Annotated in this window: 17 protein-coding genes; 9 read left to right on the top strand and 8 right to left on the bottom strand. The window is 70.5% G+C overall.

Translation table 11 applies throughout. From position 1 onward, the window contains the following. Positions 1–30 precede the first annotated feature (30 nt). Positions 31–1,323 (bottom strand): extracellular solute-binding protein, encoded by a 1,293-nt coding sequence (locus tag OG332_RS28075; RefSeq protein ID WP_442816213.1) that lies wholly within the window; start codon positions 1,321–1,323, stop codon positions 31–33. Between the two features lie 390 nt (positions 1,324–1,713). Further along, on the bottom strand, positions 1,714–3,030 hold the full coding sequence (locus tag OG332_RS28080) for an MFS transporter (protein ID WP_327416066.1): 1,317 nt from the start codon (positions 3,028–3,030) through the stop codon (positions 1,714–1,716). Between the two features lie 88 nt (positions 3,031–3,118). On the opposite strand from OG332_RS28080, the gene OG332_RS28085 reads away from it, so the two are divergent. Continuing rightward, the gene (locus OG332_RS28085) at positions 3,119–4,096 is read left to right on the top strand and encodes a winged helix-turn-helix domain-containing protein (RefSeq protein WP_327416067.1); all 978 of its coding nucleotides are present in this window, start codon (positions 3,119–3,121) and stop codon (positions 4,094–4,096) included. On the opposite strand, the gene OG332_RS28090 is transcribed toward OG332_RS28085, so the two are convergent. From OG332_RS28090 to OG332_RS28100, 3 genes are all read right to left on the bottom strand, one after another. Further along, positions 4,048–4,404: a hypothetical protein gene (locus tag OG332_RS28090; RefSeq protein WP_327416068.1), complete on the bottom strand. Its 357-nt coding sequence runs from the start codon at positions 4,402–4,404 to the stop codon at positions 4,048–4,050. The genes OG332_RS28085 and OG332_RS28090 overlap by 49 nt on opposite strands. A 104-nt stretch (positions 4,405–4,508) precedes the next feature. Continuing rightward, entirely contained in the window at positions 4,509–5,126 is a 618-nt protein-coding gene (locus OG332_RS28095) for an SMI1/KNR4 family protein (protein ID WP_327416069.1), read from the bottom strand. A gap of 59 nt (positions 5,127–5,185) precedes the next feature. Next, on the bottom strand, positions 5,186–5,560 hold the full coding sequence (locus tag OG332_RS28100) for a DUF192 domain-containing protein (RefSeq protein ID WP_327416070.1): 375 nt from the start codon (positions 5,558–5,560) through the stop codon (positions 5,186–5,188). A gap of 293 nt (positions 5,561–5,853) precedes the next feature. On the opposite strand from OG332_RS28100, the gene OG332_RS28105 reads away from it, so the two are divergent. Beyond that, positions 5,854–6,627, top strand: coding sequence for an A24 family peptidase (locus tag OG332_RS28105; RefSeq protein WP_327416071.1), 774 nt, complete (start codon positions 5,854–5,856; stop codon positions 6,625–6,627). A gap of 142 nt (positions 6,628–6,769) precedes the next feature. Here the strand turns inward: OG332_RS28105 and mgrA are convergent, their stop codons facing one another. Beyond that, positions 6,770–7,807, bottom strand: coding sequence for an L-glyceraldehyde 3-phosphate reductase (gene mgrA / locus OG332_RS28110; protein ID WP_327416072.1), 1,038 nt, complete (start codon positions 7,805–7,807; stop codon positions 6,770–6,772). Positions 7,808–7,934: 127 nt separating this feature from the next. Between mgrA and OG332_RS28115 the strand changes: the two genes are divergently transcribed. From OG332_RS28115 to OG332_RS28140, 6 genes are all read left to right on the top strand, one after another. Continuing rightward, complete coding sequence (locus OG332_RS28115; protein WP_327416073.1) at positions 7,935–8,696, top strand: isoprenyl transferase; 762 nt, start codon at positions 7,935–7,937, stop codon at positions 8,694–8,696. Between the two features lie 323 nt (positions 8,697–9,019). Further along, positions 9,020–10,336, top strand: a complete 1,317-nt coding sequence (locus tag OG332_RS28120; RefSeq protein ID WP_327416074.1) for a PhoH family protein — start codon at positions 9,020–9,022, stop codon at positions 10,334–10,336. 436 nt (positions 10,337–10,772) lie between these two features. Continuing rightward, on the top strand, positions 10,773–11,468 hold the full coding sequence (locus OG332_RS28125; RefSeq protein ID WP_327416075.1) for a transglycosylase SLT domain-containing protein: 696 nt from the start codon (positions 10,773–10,775) through the stop codon (positions 11,466–11,468). Between the two features lie 107 nt (positions 11,469–11,575). Then, the gene (locus OG332_RS28130) at positions 11,576–12,943 is read left to right on the top strand and encodes an AI-2E family transporter (protein ID WP_327416076.1); all 1,368 of its coding nucleotides are present in this window, start codon (positions 11,576–11,578) and stop codon (positions 12,941–12,943) included. 121 nt (positions 12,944–13,064) lie between these two features. Next, on the top strand, positions 13,065–13,751 hold the full coding sequence (locus tag OG332_RS28135; protein ID WP_327416077.1) for a hypothetical protein: 687 nt from the start codon (positions 13,065–13,067) through the stop codon (positions 13,749–13,751). Positions 13,752–13,760: 9 nt separating this feature from the next. Next, positions 13,761–14,474 (top strand): hypothetical protein, encoded by a 714-nt coding sequence (locus OG332_RS28140; protein WP_327416078.1) that lies wholly within the window; start codon positions 13,761–13,763, stop codon positions 14,472–14,474. 59 nt (positions 14,475–14,533) lie between these two features. Here the strand turns inward: OG332_RS28140 and OG332_RS28145 are convergent, their stop codons facing one another. Next, the gene (locus OG332_RS28145; protein ID WP_327416079.1) at positions 14,534–15,088 is read right to left on the bottom strand and encodes an alkyl hydroperoxide reductase; all 555 of its coding nucleotides are present in this window, start codon (positions 15,086–15,088) and stop codon (positions 14,534–14,536) included. A 3-nt stretch (positions 15,089–15,091) separates the two neighbouring features. Continuing rightward, positions 15,092–15,646: a peroxiredoxin gene (locus tag OG332_RS28150; RefSeq protein WP_030713953.1), complete on the bottom strand. Its 555-nt coding sequence runs from the start codon at positions 15,644–15,646 to the stop codon at positions 15,092–15,094. 136 nt (positions 15,647–15,782) lie between these two features. On the opposite strand from OG332_RS28150, the gene OG332_RS28155 reads away from it, so the two are divergent. Beyond that, positions 15,783–16,730 (top strand): hydrogen peroxide-inducible genes activator, encoded by a 948-nt coding sequence (locus tag OG332_RS28155; protein ID WP_327416080.1) that lies wholly within the window; start codon positions 15,783–15,785, stop codon positions 16,728–16,730. Positions 16,731–16,771: the final 41 nt, after the last annotated feature.

Consider the following 16,771-nt stretch of genomic DNA (forward strand, 5'->3'; position numbering starts at 1 on the left):
TACCTCCAAGCCCGGCCCTTCAGGACCGGGTCAAGTTGACTGCTTCTTGGCGGCCTGGTTCGCCTGGGCGGCGATGTCCTCGAGGACGCTCTTCGGGTCGCCGGTCGGTTCCACGGCGCGGCCGATGTTGCGCTTGATGGTGTCGCTGACCGTCAGCCAGGACGGGTCGTTGACCGGGTACAGCTGGGCGCCGCGCAGCGCGTCCAGGAACTGCTGGTCGTTCTTGTCCAGACCGCCGCCGGCCGGGGTGCGCGATGCGGTGACGGTGGACGGCAGCAGGTGGTAGCGGTTGGCGAATTCCGTCAGGTTCTTGTCCTGGTAGACGAAGTCCAGGAACTTGGCGATCTCCGCGCGCTTCCCGTTCTGCTTGAAGGCCGTCATCCAGTCGGCCACGCCGACGGCCGGCGGGTTCTCCCCGACGCCGAGGCTGTCCGAGACGGGCATGGCGGTGGTGCCGACGACGACGCCCTTGCCGCGCGCCTCGTGGGCCAGTGACGGGTAGCCGTTGAGCATGCCGACATCGCCGTGCAGGAAGGCGGCGAAGGCGTCGGCGCGGTTGAGCTTGGAGGGCGGGGTCGGGCCGGTGAGGCCGGGGGCGACCAGATACTCCTTGACCCAGCTCCACGTCTTGATGTTCTGCTCGGAGGCCAGGGCGTAGTTGCCGGCGCTGTCGGCGTAGCCGCCGCCGTTGCTCAGCTCCCAGATCATCGCCTCGGCGTGCGCCTCTTCCGGGCCGAGGGGCAGGGCGTACGGGTACGCCACGCCCTTCTCCTTGAGCGCCTTCGCGGCGGCCTTGAGGTCGGACCAGGTCTTCGGGGGTTCCTTGATGCCGGCCTTGGTGAAGAGCGCCTGGTTGTAGAAGAGGAGGCGGCTGCTCGCCACGAAGGGCAGGCCGTAGAGGGTGTTGCCGACGGAGCCGGCGTCGGCGAGCGGCTGGAGGAAATTCGCCTCGGCGGTGACCGAGAGGATTTCGTCCGCGGGATAGAGCTGGCCCTGGGCGGCGAAGTCCGAGTAAGAGCCCATGAGTGCGACATCCGGCGCCTTGCCGGCCTTGACCATACGGGAGACCTCGCGGTCGATGTCGGCCCACGGCAGCAGCTTGACGTCGAGCTTGATTCCGGGGTTGGCCTCGGTGAAATCAGCCGACATCTTGTCCCAGTAGGGCTTGGAACTGGTGGCCGGACTGTCGCCGTATTCGGCGGCGACCAGGTGCAGCGTACTGCCGTCACCTGCACTGTCTCCGGAGCCACCACATCCGGACAGCGGCATCAGCAGGCCGAGCACGACCGTGGTGGCGGTCGTGCCGAAGATTCTTCGTCGCACGGGTGTATTCCTCTGATTTTCTTTTGAATCTCATTGTTACTTATGGGTTGCTCCGGGCGGAGGTGTATCTGGATGTGCCCGTTGGCCGGAATTCTCTCCCGACGAAGGGGTGGTTGATTGCATGGGGGGCGCAGTTGTGGTCAATGCTCCAAGTGCGGCCTTTCCGGCTGGTGTTTTCCGATATGTGATCGACAAATCGGACGCGCGTAGACATGCCGAAAAGCCCGTTTCCGGTCGTGGAAACGGGCTGCGGGTGGGTGGGGGCCCGAGGGGCTCTGAGGGGCTTGGGACTCCTGACGCAGTGAGCTGCCGGCAATGACTGTCTGTCAGAGAGACGTGGGGGTGGGGGTGGGGTGCGTGACGGCTCGCGGCCGACCCGACCTGCGACGGTTACCGCGCAGGAGAACGACACGCATGCTGTTCGGCGCCGTTCTCTGATCCCGTCGAGTAGTTCGGGACGGGGGCCGGGGATGTGGGCGGCTGCCAGGTGAGAATCCAGCCGGCGGTAAGCGCCGCCGCGCCGCCTGCCAGGGCGATTGCGCCGCCTGTTCCGATGCCTGCGGCCACCGAGCCGAAGCAGACCGGCCCGACGCCCTGCAGCGTCATGCCGCCGGAGCCGAGCAGGCCGAAGGCCTGTCCCTGGCCGTCCTGCGGCAGGGCGTCCAGGAACGGCCGTTGCAGGCCGAGACCGTAGGCGAATCCGAAGCCGCAGAGCAGCAGCAGACAGGACGAGACGCCCACTCCGGGCTCGGCGGCGAAGCCGACCAGCGGCAGTCCCATCAGCGCGATCAACGGGACCACCAGTCGCTCCCGGGTGGGTGGCCGTAGCAGTCGTCCCACCAGCAGGTCACCGACCAGCATGCCGACCGGCAGACAGCCCATCAGCACCGCGTACCAGCCGGGCGCGAAGTGGCGTCCTCCCGCGTAGGCGACGATCAGGCCTTCCGCGCCCGCCACGAACGCGGGCGGTAGCCACTGGGCCAGCATCAGTCGTCGCACCGTGTGTCCGCGCAGCAGCAGGCCGGCCCCGTGCAGGCTTGCCCGGACGGCCCCGCCATCGCCCCGAGCGCTGCCGGGTGTGCCGCCGAAGTCTCCCGGCTGCAGCCGGGGCAGCCGGAGGCGGACAGCGAGCGCGCAGCCGAGGTAAAGGGCGGCGCTCACCGCGAGCGCCCGATGCGGGCCGAGTACCGCGACGACCGCACCTCCCAGCGCCAGACCGAACAATTGCGCGCCGGAGGAGGCGATGTTGTTCAGTGAACGGCCCAGTACATAGGCGTCGCCCTCCAGCGACTGCGCGACCAGCCGACTCGACGCACCGCTGAACACCGGTGTGGCGAGGGCGACCAGCGCCACGACACCGAGGCTTGCCGCGACCGGCATCCGCACCAGGGCGATCAGCAGGGCGGCGGCGCACGTCAAGGCGTAGCCGCCGGTGATGAGCGCGCGGGGCGGCAGTCGGTCGGCCAGTGAGCCCAGCAGCAGCGAGCCGAACAGCTGCGGGATGAAGCCGATGCCGAAGGCCAGTGCGCTCAACAGCGCGGAACCGGTGGCCGAGAAGACCAGCACCGAGAACGTGGTGATCCGCATCGCGTCCGCAGTGATCGCGACGGTGCGGGTCGAGAAGAGCAGCCGGAATCGCGGCTCGGCCAGCACCTCCCGGTAGGTGGCACGGTGGTTGACCTGCGCGGGTTCGGCGGTTGGGGTCATGACGCCCAGCCTCGCCGTGCGCCCGCGCCACTCACCAATGATTCGTCGCTGGACGAATCGGAACAACGTCCCGCGGTAGCATGGCCGGGTGCTGCGCTTCGAAGTCTCCGTCGAGGACCTGCTGCGCAGCCGCTTCGCACTGTCGCCCGCACTGGACCTCTGTTTACTGCTGCGCTCGCTCGCCGGCCAAGGCCAGCCGCTGCCGCGAGCCTGGGCCGCCCGGCTCCTGCCGGCCTTCGAACGGCTTCGCCGCGAGACCGAACTGGACGCCGCCGTCGCGCTGCAGGCCCCGCAAGGCGGACCGAACTTCGTCGCCCCGCCCCCGCGCGGCCTCAACCAGACCTGGGCTGACGACCTGGCCGTGATCCGGGCCACACCGCTGGAAGCGGCCCGCCACGAATTCGCCGCCACCGCGACCGGCCCGTCCGCCCGTGATCCCCGCGTACGCGCAGTGCTGGACTCGGCGGACGCCGTCTCCAGGATCGCCGAGGCGATGGACCAGGCGTGGCACGAGCTGCTCGCCGCGGACTGGCCGCAACTGCGCGCGATCTGTGAGCGCGATGTCGTGCACCGGGTGGGTGTGATCGGCGAACACGGATGGGCCGCGACCATCGAGAGCCTGCACCCGGGCGTCGCCTGGCGCGCCGGCGGTATCGAGATCGGCTTCTTCCGAGGCGGAACAGTCCGCCTCGCCGGCGACGGGCTCCTGCTGATCCCTTCGGCCATCGTCGGGCATATCGCCGCCCACATGGAAGACCCCTGGCCCAGGACCTTGGTCTACCGTGCCCGCGGCACCGCCGCCCTGTGGGGCGAACAGGAGACCGTCCCCCAACCGGACGCGCTGACCGCTCTGGTCGGCCGGGCCCGAGCCCGGCTGCTGTTGGCGCTGGACGCCCCGGCCAGTACCAGCCACCTCGCCCGAAGCCTTGCCATGGCACCCGGCGCGGTAGGAGACCACCTCGCCATCCTGCGAGGCGCGGGGCTGCTCGTCCGCGCCCGGTCCGGACGGTCGGTGCTCTACCGGCGCACCCCGCTCGGCGAGGCACTGGTCGCCGGTTCGGGCTGAGGGCTCAGATCAGCACTGTTTTCTGAGGCGCCGCCAGCAGACGATTGCGCGGCCGAGGGTGAGGAAGGCCTGGTGGATGCCGACGCGGATTTCCGCTGCCACACCCGCTCGGCCACGGCAGGCTCATCCCGCTCGGCCCGCACCTCCGCCAGCTGCTTGACCAGCTGTTCTTCGAGTCCGTCCAGCTCCGCACGACGCGCGGCGATCCGTTCCTGTATCTCGGGGTCCATCACGCGCCGGAGCGCACGAGCGGCGCCGATCCCGACGGACGAGAACCCGCAGAACCAACCCTGCCAGACGATCTGCACCTCAGACTGCCGCCCACCACCAGCACGAGCACCCCGAACGACCCTCACGCCACCACCCTGATCAGCTACTTCAAGATGGCGCGGCTTCATTGTGTGAGGAGTCCTTAGTCGGCGAACTCGCCGGCGTACGGGTCGGGCTCGCCCGTCTCCGGGTTGCGGCCCTCCTGCCAGCGACGCTGGGCCTTGCGCCAGTGCACGAAGCTGAGGTGGCCGCCGTCCCAGAAGGTGATGCTGACGGGGCTCACGTCGAACTCGTCGGAGCAGAGCCGGTACAGGAATTCGGCCATGCCGTACGGATACACCGCGAAGGAGTCGGCGGTGTGCCGCCCGCAGACCAGGACCGGCCACCGGTCCGGGTCGGGGTCGGAGGTGAGCCAGCACAGGATGTCCGAGCCGCCGGCGACGCCCCAGGCGATGATCGCCTCCGGGTCCACGTCGAAGGCGGCGCGGCCGCCCTCCGCCTCCCAGGCCTGCCGGACGTTCTCGGTCTCCTCGGCCATCTCGGCCGGGTCCCACTGGAGCCCGGGTTTGGGCAGCGGCAGCAGGATGCTCGCCTCGCCGTTGATGGAGCCCGCGCCGAAGCGGCCCATGAACGCGATGAAATCGGCCGGGAACCGGGTCCCCCAGGCGGCCTCGGCCGCCGGCCAGTCGATGTCCTCGTCGGCGCCGTGCGTCGCCGGCATGATCTGCTCCAGCGCCTTGATCCGCGCGTTCTCCGTCATGCCGCTCCCCTGATGCCCCAGCTCAACCGCCCCAACCTACTGCCGCGGAGGGGTGCCGCCTAGCCGGGCGTGAGACGCCCCGGTACGTCCACCTTGACGGTGGTTCCGGCCCGCAGCCCCCAGCCGGCCATGGCGCCGGCCGCCGCCTCCAGGACGTGCCGGGAGCGGAGGCGGGGCAGGCCGAGGCGCCCGGGGGACATGGTGACCACGGCGAGCACGCGGAGGTTCCGGTCGAGGTACGCCACGTCGATCGCGAACCGCATCCGGAAGGTGTGCACGCTCCCGGCGGGGGTCAGCAGCAGCGCGCCCTCGATCCCGTCCCGGCCGAGCAGCCCCCGGGTGCGGGCCCGGTAGGAGGCGGCGACCTCCAGGGGGATCCCCGTCGGGTCCGCGCCGACCATCAGGGTGCCGTTGCCGTCACGCCAGTTCGCCATGGCGGCCAGCCTAGGGTGCGGGTGCGGGTGCCGCTGCCCGAGCTGCTCCCGGCCCCGCCTTTCTCCGTTTCCCCGGGCCCCGCCCGGGCCCGCGCCTCAAGCGCCGGCGGGGCTGAAAGATCGGGGCTCCGCCCCGGGCCCCGCGCCTCAAGCGCCGGCGGGGCTGGATGGTGCGGCGGGGGTGGAAGGTCGGGGCTCCGCCCCGGGCCCCGCGCCTCAAGCGTCGGCGGGGCTGGATGGTGCGGCGGGGAGATGCCCCGCGCAGCAGCACCCGTCGGCGCTACCGTCGCCGCATGGGTGTCGCCCTGATCGTTCTTGCCGCCGGATACGGCGCCACCGCCGGATGGCTGCTGCCGCGGGCCGTGTACCGGTTCTCCGTCGAGCCGGGGGAGCCCTGGCGTGACCGCTGCCCGCAAGGGCACCGGCTGCGCGGCTGGCTCGGGCGGGCCCGCTGCCGGGTTCCCGCGGGGGCCCTCGTGCAGGGCTCGGCCCCCCTGCCCCCCGTGGCCACGGCCCCGCACGCCTACGGGAGGAGGGCCCTCCCCCTCGCGGCCCTCGCCGGGGCGCTCTGCGCCGTGCTCGGGGCGGCCGTCGGGGCGCGGCCCGAGGTGATGGCCTACGTGGGGCTCGCCCCGGTGGCCGTGCTGCTCGCGCTCGTGGACCGCGCCGTGCACCGGCTGCCCGACGTACTGACCCTGCCGCTGGCCGCCGCGGTCGCCGCCGGGCTCGGGGCGGCCGCCCTCCTGCCCCGCGCCGGGGGCGACTGGCGGCTCGCGCTGTTCGGCGGCGGCGCGCTCGGAGCCGCGTACCTGCTGCTCCACCTGATCAACCCCGCCGGCATGGGCTTCGGCGACGTCAAGCTGGCGCTGCCGTTGGGGGTCGCTCTTGGGTGGTACGGGTGGGGGGTATGGGCGGCGGGGGCCTTCCTGGGCCTCCTCTACGGGGCCCTCTACGGGCTCGGCCTGCTGCTGCGCGGCTCCGGGACCCGCGACCAGGGCTTCGCCTTCGGCCCCTTCATGGCGGCCGGAGCGCTCACCGGAGTGCTGCTGGGCGGTTTCGGAGCGTAATCGTGGCGCGCCAATGCACGCAGCATGCTTTACGAAGGGTTATGGTGGAACCCCCCCCTCGGGCCGGTCCGTATCCCCCCCACGGACCGGCCCGTTTTTCGTTTCTCCGCCGTTCGACCGGGCAACGAGACGAATGCGCAGGTCAGCCGCGCTGGGCCCAGATGTTGGTGCCGGGGGTGGACACCGCGAAGGAGTCGATCTCCTTCAACTCGGCCTCGGAGAGCGGCGCGGACGCCAGCGCGGCCACGTTCTCCTCCAGCTGCTTCACGCTCGAAGCGCCGATCAGCGCCGAGGTCATCCGGTCGTCGCGCAGCACCCACTTCAGCGCCAGCTGGGCCAGGGACTGGCCGCGGCGGGCGGCGATCTCGTTCAGGCCGACGAGCCGGCGCAGCACCTCGTCCGACAGCAGGTCCGGGTTGAGGGACTTGCCCTGGGCGGCGCGCGAGTCCGCCGGGATGCCCTTCAGGTACTTGGCGGTCAGCATCCCCTGCGCGAGCGGCGCGAAGGAGATGCACCCCATCCCGGCGTCCTCCAGGGTGTCCAGCAGCCCGCCCTCCTCCGTCCAGCGGTTGATCATGGAGTACGAGGGCTGGTGGATGAGGGGGCGCACGCCCATGCCGCGCAGGATCTGCACGGCCTCCGCCGTCTGCTCCGCCGTGTACGAAGAGACGCCCACGTACAGCGCCTTGCCCTGCTGGACCGCGGACGCGAGGGCGCCCATGGTCTCCTCCAGCGGGGTCTCCGGGTCGAAGCGGTGCGAGTAGAAAATGTCGACGTAGTCCACGCCCATCCGCTTCAGCGAGGCGTCGAGCGAGCTGAGCAGGTACTTCCGGCTGCCCCACTCGCCGTACGGCCCGGGGTGCATCAGGTACCCGGCCTTGGTCGAGAGGATCAGCTCGTCGCGGTAGGCCGCGAAGTCCTGCGCGAAGACCTTGCCGAAGTTCAGCTCGGCCGAGCCGGGCGGCGGCCCGTAGTTGTTCGCCAGGTCGAAGTGGGTGACGCCGAGGTCGAAGGCGCGGCGCAGAATCGCCCGCTGGGAATCCAGGGACTTGTCGTCGCCGAAGTTGTGCCAGAGGCCGAGGGAGATCGCGGGGAGCTTGAGGCCGCTGTGGCCGGTGCGCCGGTACTCCATGGAGTCGTAGCGCGAGGGCTCTGCCCGATAGGGATTGGTATCAGTCACGTTGTCCTCCCTATCACGGACTTGTGACAGACCGAGTTGGGTACCCCATCCCACCGCGCAGTAATGTGGCCGCCTCGGGGGAGACCGCAATCGGCACGGGGGCATTGCACGGAGGGGCTGGAAGATCGTGAAGCTGCGCGACCTGGTGTACAGGCTCTACGCACGCCGGGTGGAAGGCCGCCTCGACCATGACGCGGCGCCCAAGCACATCGGCGTCATCCTGGACGGCAACCGTCGTTGGGCGAAGGCGTCCGGAGGTACGACGGAGCAGGGCCACCAGGCCGGAGCCGACAAGATCTCCGAGATGCTCGGCTGGTGCACCGAGACGGACGTCGAGGTCGTCACCCTGTGGATGCTGTCCACCGACAACCTGGACCGGCCCGAGGTCGAGCTGCGCCCGCTGCTCAACATCATCGAGAACACCGTGCGGGGCCTCGCCGCGGACGGCCGCTGGCGCGTCCACCACGTCGGCAACCTCGACATCCTGCCCGCCGGGACGCAGACGGTGCTCAAGGAGGCCGAGCAGGCCACCCACGACGTCGACGGGATACTCGTCAACGTCGCCGTCGGCTACGGCGGCCGGCAGGAGATCGCGGACGCGGTCCGCTCGCTGCTCCTGGAGCACGCGCAGAAGGGCACCTCGTTCGAGGAGCTCGCCGAGATCCTCGACATCGACCACATCGCCGAGCACCTCTACACGCGCGGCCAGCCCGACCCGGACCTCGTGATCCGCACCAGCGGCGAGCAGCGGCTGTCCGGATTCATGCTGTGGCAGAGCGCGCACTCCGAGTACTACTTCTGCGAAGTCTTCTGGCCGGCCTTCCGCAAGGTCGACTTCCTGCGGGCCCTGCGCGACTACGCGGCCCGCCACCGGCGCTACGGCACCTGACTCCCGTAGCTCGCCGCGGGCAGTCGCAGGTCCCCCTCGGCCCCCTCCCGGAACCCTTCACCAGGGATTCACCGAGCGTCCGTCATATGCCATGGCATGGCCTGGCCTGATCGGGGAATATCCCTTTCAGGTCGATGCCCGATCCACGGGTGTCGAGTCTCAGCGGACGGCATGGGGTCGTCCGCCCGGGAGGCCCTTTGCACCAGGACGCACGTGCGGTTCGCACGGACGAAGTGGGAGGGCCGGAAATCGGCCCCGGCATGGGTGCCGATGACCGGTCCGGTCTTCATGGCCCGACCTCTTCCGAGGGGGTACGTCCTTCCGTGGTGACCAGCACAAAGCGCCGCCTGCCCGACAGGCGGACCTACGTCCTCGACACCAGCGTCCTGCTGGCAGACCCCAACGCGATCTCCCGCTTCGACGAGCACGAGGTCGTGCTCCCGATCGTGGTGATCACCGAGCTGGAGGCAAAGAGGCACCATCCCGAACTCGGTTACTTCGCGCGCCAGGCCCTGCGCCTGCTCGACGACTTCCGGGTTCGCAACGGTCGCCTCGACGCCCCCATCCCGCTGGGCGATCTGGGCGGCACCCTGCGTGTCGAGCTCAACCACTCCGACCCGGGTGTCCTGCCCGCCGGCTTCCGACTGGGGGACAACGACTCGCGGATCCTCGCCGTCGCCCGCAATCTGCAGGCCGAGGGCTACGACGTCACGGTGGTCTCGAAGGATCTCCCGCTGCGCATCAAGGCCTCCTCCGTGGGGCTGATCGCGGAGGAGTACCGGGCGGAGCTCGCGATCACCGATGCCGGCTGGACGGGCATGAGCGAGGTCGCCCTCTCCGGAGAGCAGGTGGACCTCCTCTACTCGGAGGAGCGGCTCTACGTGCCGGAGGTCGCCGAACTGCCCGTGCACACCGGACTCGTCCTGCAGTCCGAGCGCGGCAAGGCGCTCGGCCGGGTCACCGCGGACGGCAACGTGAAGCTCGTACGGGGCGACCGCGAGGCCTTCGGGCTGCACGGCCGCAGCGCCGAGCAGCGCATCGCGCTGGACCTCCTCCTCGACCCCGAGATCGGGATCATCTCGATGGGCGGCCGGGCCGGCACCGGAAAGTCCGCGCTGGCCCTGTGCGCCGGCCTGGAGGCGGTGCTGGAGCGGAGGCAGCATCAGAAGGTGATGGTCTTCCGGCCGCTGTACGCGGTGGGCGGCCAGGACCTCGGCTACCTGCCCGGGGACGCCTCCGAGAAGATGAGCCCCTGGGCGCAGGCGGTCTTCGACACCCTCTCGGCGGTCGCCGGGCGCGAGGTGATCGAGGAAGTGCTGAACCGCGGGATGCTGGAGGTCCTGCCGCTCACGCACATCCGCGGCCGTTCGCTGCACGACGCCTTCGTGATCGTGGACGAGGCCCAGTCGCTGGAGCGGAACGTCCTGCTGACCGTTCTGTCCCGGATCGGGGCGAATTCGCGGGTCGTTCTGACCCACGACGTGGCCCAGCGGGACAACCTGCGGGTCGGCCGGTACGACGGAGTCGTCGCCGTGGTCGAGAAGTTGAAGGGACATCCGCTCTTCGCACACGTCACGCTCACGCGGTCCGAGCGCTCCCCGATCGCCGCACTGGTCACCGAGATGCTCGAAAGCCTCTGACCCCGACGGCCCCTTCCGAGCCACCGAAACGGTCAAAAACCTCATAGCGGGAAGGTGAGTTGGCGCCGCCCGGCAAAGGCCCGAGAGCCTAGCCGGGCGGCGTCGTGCTGCACAGCCCTTTGGCGAAATCGACGGCGACATGCCAGGTGTGACCTTTCCCACGCAACGGAGAATTGCCTTGCGGTGTCGCGTTCCGGCAGAGTCTGGTTTCCGTCAGGCCCCGCATACGGCACACCTGTACCTCCCGTGAGGTACGACGCAGCACCACAACTCCACAGTCGAATGCCGTATGCCGCCCGGAGTTTCACGGAGCAGCCCCCGCGAGGGAGTTGCCCACGGGCCCGCGCCTCCAGTGACCGTAGAACCACGGAGGCCAGAGTCGAGGGGCACTTTTGCGCCCGCGCGGTCACTGCGGACGCTGCTGGAAGGACACCGTGTGAGCCGGATCTCGGTCCGGGGGTTCGCCGTGGCTTCGGCCACCGCGGTCACCACCGTCGGCGCAGTCGTGGGCGTTGCCACCGGCGACCCCACGAACGATCTCGAGACGACCGCTTCCGGCGCGACTCTCCTTGCCGAAATCCCGGTCGGCGATCAGGCGCAGGTCCAGAGCGCGTCCCTGACGCAGCAGGCCGACACCATCGCCCACGCCGCCGCCGCCGACGCCAAGCGCTCGGCCGAGGAGGCCGCCCGTCTCCAGGCCGCCGAGGACGCCAAGGCCAAGAAGGCCGAGGCGCAGAAGGCCGCGGACGAGAAGGCGAAGAAGGACCGGGAAGCGAAGGAGGAAGCGGCCAGCCGCTCCGCCGCCCGCGACGCCGGCGACTTCGCCCTCCAGAGCTCCTACACGGTCGCCCAGGTCAAGGCCATCGCCCAGCAGATGGTCCCGGCCGGCCAGTTCCAGTGCTTCTCGAACATCATCAACCAGGAATCCACCTGGAACTACAAGGCCGTGAACTCGTCCTCGGGCGCCTACGGTCTGGTCCAGGCGCTGCCCGGTTCGAAGATGGCCTCGGCCGGCGAGGACTGGCGCACCAACCCCGCCACGCAGATCAAGTGGGGCCTGAACTACATGAACGTCCGCTACGGCAGCCCCTGCGGCGCGTGGAGCTTCCACCAGGCCAACGGCTGGTACTAGAAGCACGCTCAACCTCGAGGAGCCCCGCACCGTCCTACGGTGCGGGGCTCCTCGCGTGTACGGTCTTCGGGGTGTGCCGGTAGACGGGGGCGGGGGAAGGAAGCGACATGGCGAAGCGGGAGGGCTGGCTCGGCCGGCTCGGGAACAAGCTGAACCGGATGGAGGCGCGGCTCAACGAGCGGCGCGCCGAAGTCGAGGCCGAGACCAGTGGGGACCTGCGGGGCACCGCCGAGCCCGCGCCGGCGGCCCCCGAGCCGCCCGCCCCCGAGCCTCCCGTCGCCGCCCCGCCGGCCCCCGCGCCGCACCCGGCGGCGCCGACCGCCCCCGGGCGTCCGGACCCGGCGAGCGTGGTCCCGTGGGGGATGCGCGTCGCCGCCGAGGCCAGCTGGCGGCTGCTGCTCCTCGCCGGGATGCTCTGGGTGCTGATGAAGGTGATCAGCGAAGTCCGCCTGGTCGTCCTCGCCTTCGCCGCCGCCATGCTCGTCACCGCGATGCTCCAGCCCTTCGTCGTCCGGCTGCGCAGACTCGGCATCCCGCGGGGTCTGGCCACGGCCGTCACGGCGATCCTCGGCTTCGTGGTCATCGGGCTCGTCGGCTGGTTCGTGGTCTGGCAGGTCATGGAGAACCTCGACGACCTCTCCGACCGGGTCCGCGACGGCATCAACGAGCTCAAGCTCTGGGCGCTGGACAGTCCGTTCCACGTGACCGAGAAGCAGATCACCGACATCGCGAAGAACCTCAGCGAGACCATCGGCACCAACACCGAGCAGATCACCTCCGCCGGCCTGCAGGGCGTGACGGTCCTCGTCGAGGTCCTCACGGGCATCCTGCTCGCGATGTTCTCCACGCTCTTCCTGCTCTACGACGGCAAGCGCATCTGGAACTGGGCGCTGGGCCTCGTCCCGTCCGCGGCCCGCCCCGGTGTCGCGGGAGCCGGTCCGCGCGCCTGGCGCACGCTGACCGCGTACGTGCGCGGCACGGTCATCGTCGCCCTCATCGACGCCATCTTCATCGGCCTCGGCCTCTACTTCCTCGACGTGCCGATGGCGGTGCCGCTGGCCGTCTTCATCTTCCTCTTCGCCTTCATCCCGCTCGTCGGTGCGGTGATCTCCGGAGCCCTCGCGGTGGTCGTGGCCCTCGTGACCCAGGGCGTGTTCACCGCCCTGATGGTGCTGCTCGTGGTGCTGGCGGTGCAGCAGATCGAGGGGCACGTACTGCAGCCCTTCATCCTCGGCCGTGCGGTACGGGTGCACCCGCTCGCGGTGGTGCTCGCGGTGGCCGCCGGCGGCATGATCGCGGGCATCGGCGGTGCGGTGGTCGCCGTTCCGCTGGTGGCGGTGACCAACACGGTGGTCGGATACCTGAGGGCGTACTCGCGCGAGCAGCTCCACCACGGAGCCGGCATGGTCGGTCCGGCCCCGCACGGCTCGACGGCGCTGGGCGTCGTGCCCGACAGCGAGGACCGCACGTCCTAGCCCGGACCCGGACCGATCGAACCGTCCCCGGCCCTGACGCGGAGGGGGCCGAGGCTGCGATGATCAAGGACGCGCGCATGCCGACGGCGGCGCTCAGGACTTGGGACTGCAGGGGGCGGACATGATCACCGATCCGGAGCTCGACGCGGAGTGGGACACGGCGGAGCCGGCGGAGGTGGCGGAGCCGCTCGCGTCGCGCGAGCGGGCGGCGGCGGGCACTGCGCGGCCGTGGCTGTGGGCGCTGGGCGGGGTGGTGGTGGCGTCGGCGGTGTGGGCCGGCGGGCTGTACGTCTTCGGGGACCGGCTGGCCGCGCCGACGGTCTCGTACCGGGCGACGAAGAACCTGTGCGAGGACTTCAAGGCTCGGACGCTGGGCGGGCTGGCCGGAGACCTGCACAAGAAGAGACCGATGAACCAGGAGAGCAACCACCCGGCCGTGTACGGGGCAGCGTGCGTGCTGAACAACGTCGATGGCATGCCGGACTTCATCGTGAGCGCGCAGGTCGACCTGCACAAGAAGGTCGACCCGTCGACCGAGTTCGAGGTACCGCCGCTCGGGGAGATGGCCAACACCGGCGACGTGCGCAGGGAAGCGGTGCCGGACCTCGGTGAGGATGCCGTGATGACCACGTCCGCCGTTGGACAGCTACAGAAGCTCAAGGTGCTGGACGGCGGTGCGGTGTTCACCGTCGAGGTGTGGGCCAGCACCTTCGAGGAGAAGAACGACCGCCCCGCCACTGACGCCACCGCGGTCCAGGCGGCCCTGATCGAAGACACGCGCGAGCTCATGGCGGCGCTGAAGGACTAGGGGGACGGGATGATCACAGAGCCCGAGTTGGACGGGGAGTGGGAGTCGGCGCGACCGGCCGAGGTCGCGCAGGACACCGAGGTGCGCGAGGTGCGCGAGGTGCGGGGGCCGCGCCGGCCGTGGTGGTGGGTGCTGGTGGCCGTGGTGGCCACCTCCGCGCTGTGGGCGGGCGGGCTGTTCGCCTACGGGGACCGGCTGAAGGAGCCGGAGATCCGCTACCGGGTCACGAAGAACCTGTGCGACCAGTTCAAGGCGCCGGCCCTGGCCGCCGGGCTGGGCGGGTTCACGGACTCCTACCCGGGGAGGGGCGGCCGGCATCCGGCCATGGACTGGGCGTCGTGCAGCCACAACGGTGACCAGTCGGCCGCCGTCGGGGGGTTCCTCGTCGCCGCGGTGGTCGAGCTGCACAAGCAGACGGATCCGGCGCCCGAGTTCGAGCTCGGCTCCCGGTACGAACGGAGCGGCTTCGGCGGTGCCGACCAGTGGGAGTCGGTCCCCGGTCTGGGGGAGCAGGCTCTCCTCTCCACCCCCGGGGGCCCCGAGGGCGTCCAGCTGAGGGTCCGTGACGGTGGCGCGGTGTTCATCTTCGAGGTGATGTTCTTCGACCGGGTCGAGGAGGGTTCGGATCCGCAGTCGAGGCTTCTGGCACGGCCCGACCGGGAGACGCTGGCAGCGGCGGCGGTCGAGGACGCGCGGGCGCTGATGGACGCGCTGAGGAAGTGAACGCGCAGGGCCCCCGCGGCCGGAGACGGCTGCGGGGACCCTGACGGTCGTACGAGTGCCTACTGGGCGGCGAGGGCGGGCTCGGCGTCCAGGGCGGCCTCGGCGTCGAGGGTGACCGCGACGGCCTGGATCACCGAGGCGATCTTGAAGGCCTCCTGGATCGTCTCGCGGTCGACGCCGGCCTTGCGCAGGACCTGCTCGTGCGAGTCCAGGCACTGGCCGCAGCCGTTGATCGCGGAGACCGCGAGCGACCACAGCTCGAAGTCGACCTTCTCCACACCGGGGTTGCCGATGACGTTCATCCGCAGGCCCGCGCGCAGCGTGCCGTACTCCGGGTCGGAGAGCAGGTGCCGCGTGCGGTAGAAGACGTTGTTCATCGCCATGACCGCGGCGGCGGACTTGGCGGCGGTGTACGCCTCCGGCGAGAGGTTCGCCTTGGCCTCGGGCTCCAGCTCACGCAGGACGTGCGGGGAGCGGGCGGCGATCGCACAGGACAGGACGGTGCCCCACAGCTGCTGCTGCGGGAGATCGCTGTTGCCGATGACCGAACCGAGGTTCAGCTTCAGGTCCTTGGCGAAGTCCGGTACGGCCGACTTCAGGGAGTCCAGGGACATCCGTCACTCACCGGCAAGCAGGGCGCCGGCGTCGATGGTGGCCTCGCCCTTGTTCCAGTTGCAGGGGCACAGCTCGTCGGTCTGCAGGGCGTCGAGGACCCGCAGGACCTCCTTGGGGTTACGGCCGACGGAACCGGCGGTCACCATCGAGAACTGGATCTCGTTGTTCGGGTCCACGATGAAGACGGCGCGCATCGGGAGGCCGTCCTCGCCGAGGATGCCCAGCTCGGCCGACAGCTCGCGCTTGATGTCGGACATCATCGGGAAGGGCAGGTCACGCAGGTCGGCGTGGTCCTTGCGCCAGGCGTGGTGGACGTACTCGGAGTCCAGCGAGAAGCCGAGGACCTGCGCGTCGCGGTCGGCGAACTCGTCGTTCAGCTTGCCGAAGGCGGCGATCTCGGTCGGGCACACGAAGGTGAAGTCGAGCGGCCAGGCGAAGACGACCTTCCACTTGCCCTCGTAGGTCTTGTGGTCGATCTGCGCGAACTCGGCTCCGGCCTCGAGCGAGACACAGGCGGTCAGGTCGAAGGCGGGGAACTTGTCACCAACAGTGAGCACGCGCTCTCCTTGAGAAATGGAAAATAGCCCCTTTTGGGGGTTTTCCGATGAGGTTGGACGTATCTCACATGCTGACACACCTGCATTGATTGCGGAAATAGCTAGTCTTGTGGCTGGTGATCGGAGGTACCTATCAGTGGCCGTGGGTAATAGGGGAGCGAAGCAGCCGACCCTCGCACAGTTGCGCGCCTTCGCGGCCGTCGCCGAGCACCTGCACTTCCGGGACGCGGCCGCGGCCATCGGGATGAGCCAGCCTGCGCTCTCCGGGGCCGTCTCCGCGCTGGAGGAGGCCCTCGGTGTGCAGCTGCTGGAGCGCACCACCCGCAAGGTGCTGCTCTCCCCGGCGGGCGAGCGGATCGCGGTCCGGGCGCAGGTGGTGCTCGACGCGATGGGCGGGCTGCTGGAGGAGGCCGAGGCGGTACGGGCCCCCTTCACCGGGATCCTGCGGTTCGGGGTGATCCCGACGGTCGCCCCGTACCTGCTGCCGACCGTGCTCGGGCTCTTCCACCGGCGCTACCCCCGGATGGACCTCCAGGTGCACGAGGAGCAGACCGCCACCCTGCTGGAGGGGCTGGCCACCGGACGCCTGGACCTGCTCCTGCTGGCGGTGCCGCTGGGGGTCCCCGGGGTCACCGAACTTCCCGTGTTCGACGAGGACTTCGTCCTGCTCGCGCCCAGGGAACACGCCCTGGCCGGGCGCCGGGACATCCCGCTGGAGGAACTGCGGGGACTGCGGCTGCTGTTGCTGGACGAAGGGCACTGCCTGCGGGACCAGGCCCTCGACATCTGCCGGGAGGCGGGGCGCACCACCGGGGCGGACGTGACGACGACCGCCGCGGGGCTCTCCACCCTCGTCCAGCTCGTCGCCGGGGGGCTGGGAGTGACGCTGCTGCCGCGCACCGCGCTGCGCCTGGAGACCGCCCGCAACGAGTACCTGTCCACCGGGTACTTCGCCGAGCCCGCGCCCTCGCGGCGGATCGCCCTGGCCATGCGCACCGGGACCGCCCGCCAGGAGGAGTTCCGGACGATCGCCGCCGCGCTGCGCGAAGCCGTACGCCCGCTCCCGGTGTGGCCGACCGACTAGGGGGGAGCCGCAGGCGTCACCGGGAACGGGCGTACGGGGTC

The organism is Streptomyces sp. NBC_01233 (genome assembly GCF_035989305.1).
Taxonomy (GTDB): Bacteria; Actinomycetota; Actinomycetes; order Streptomycetales; family Streptomycetaceae; genus Streptomyces.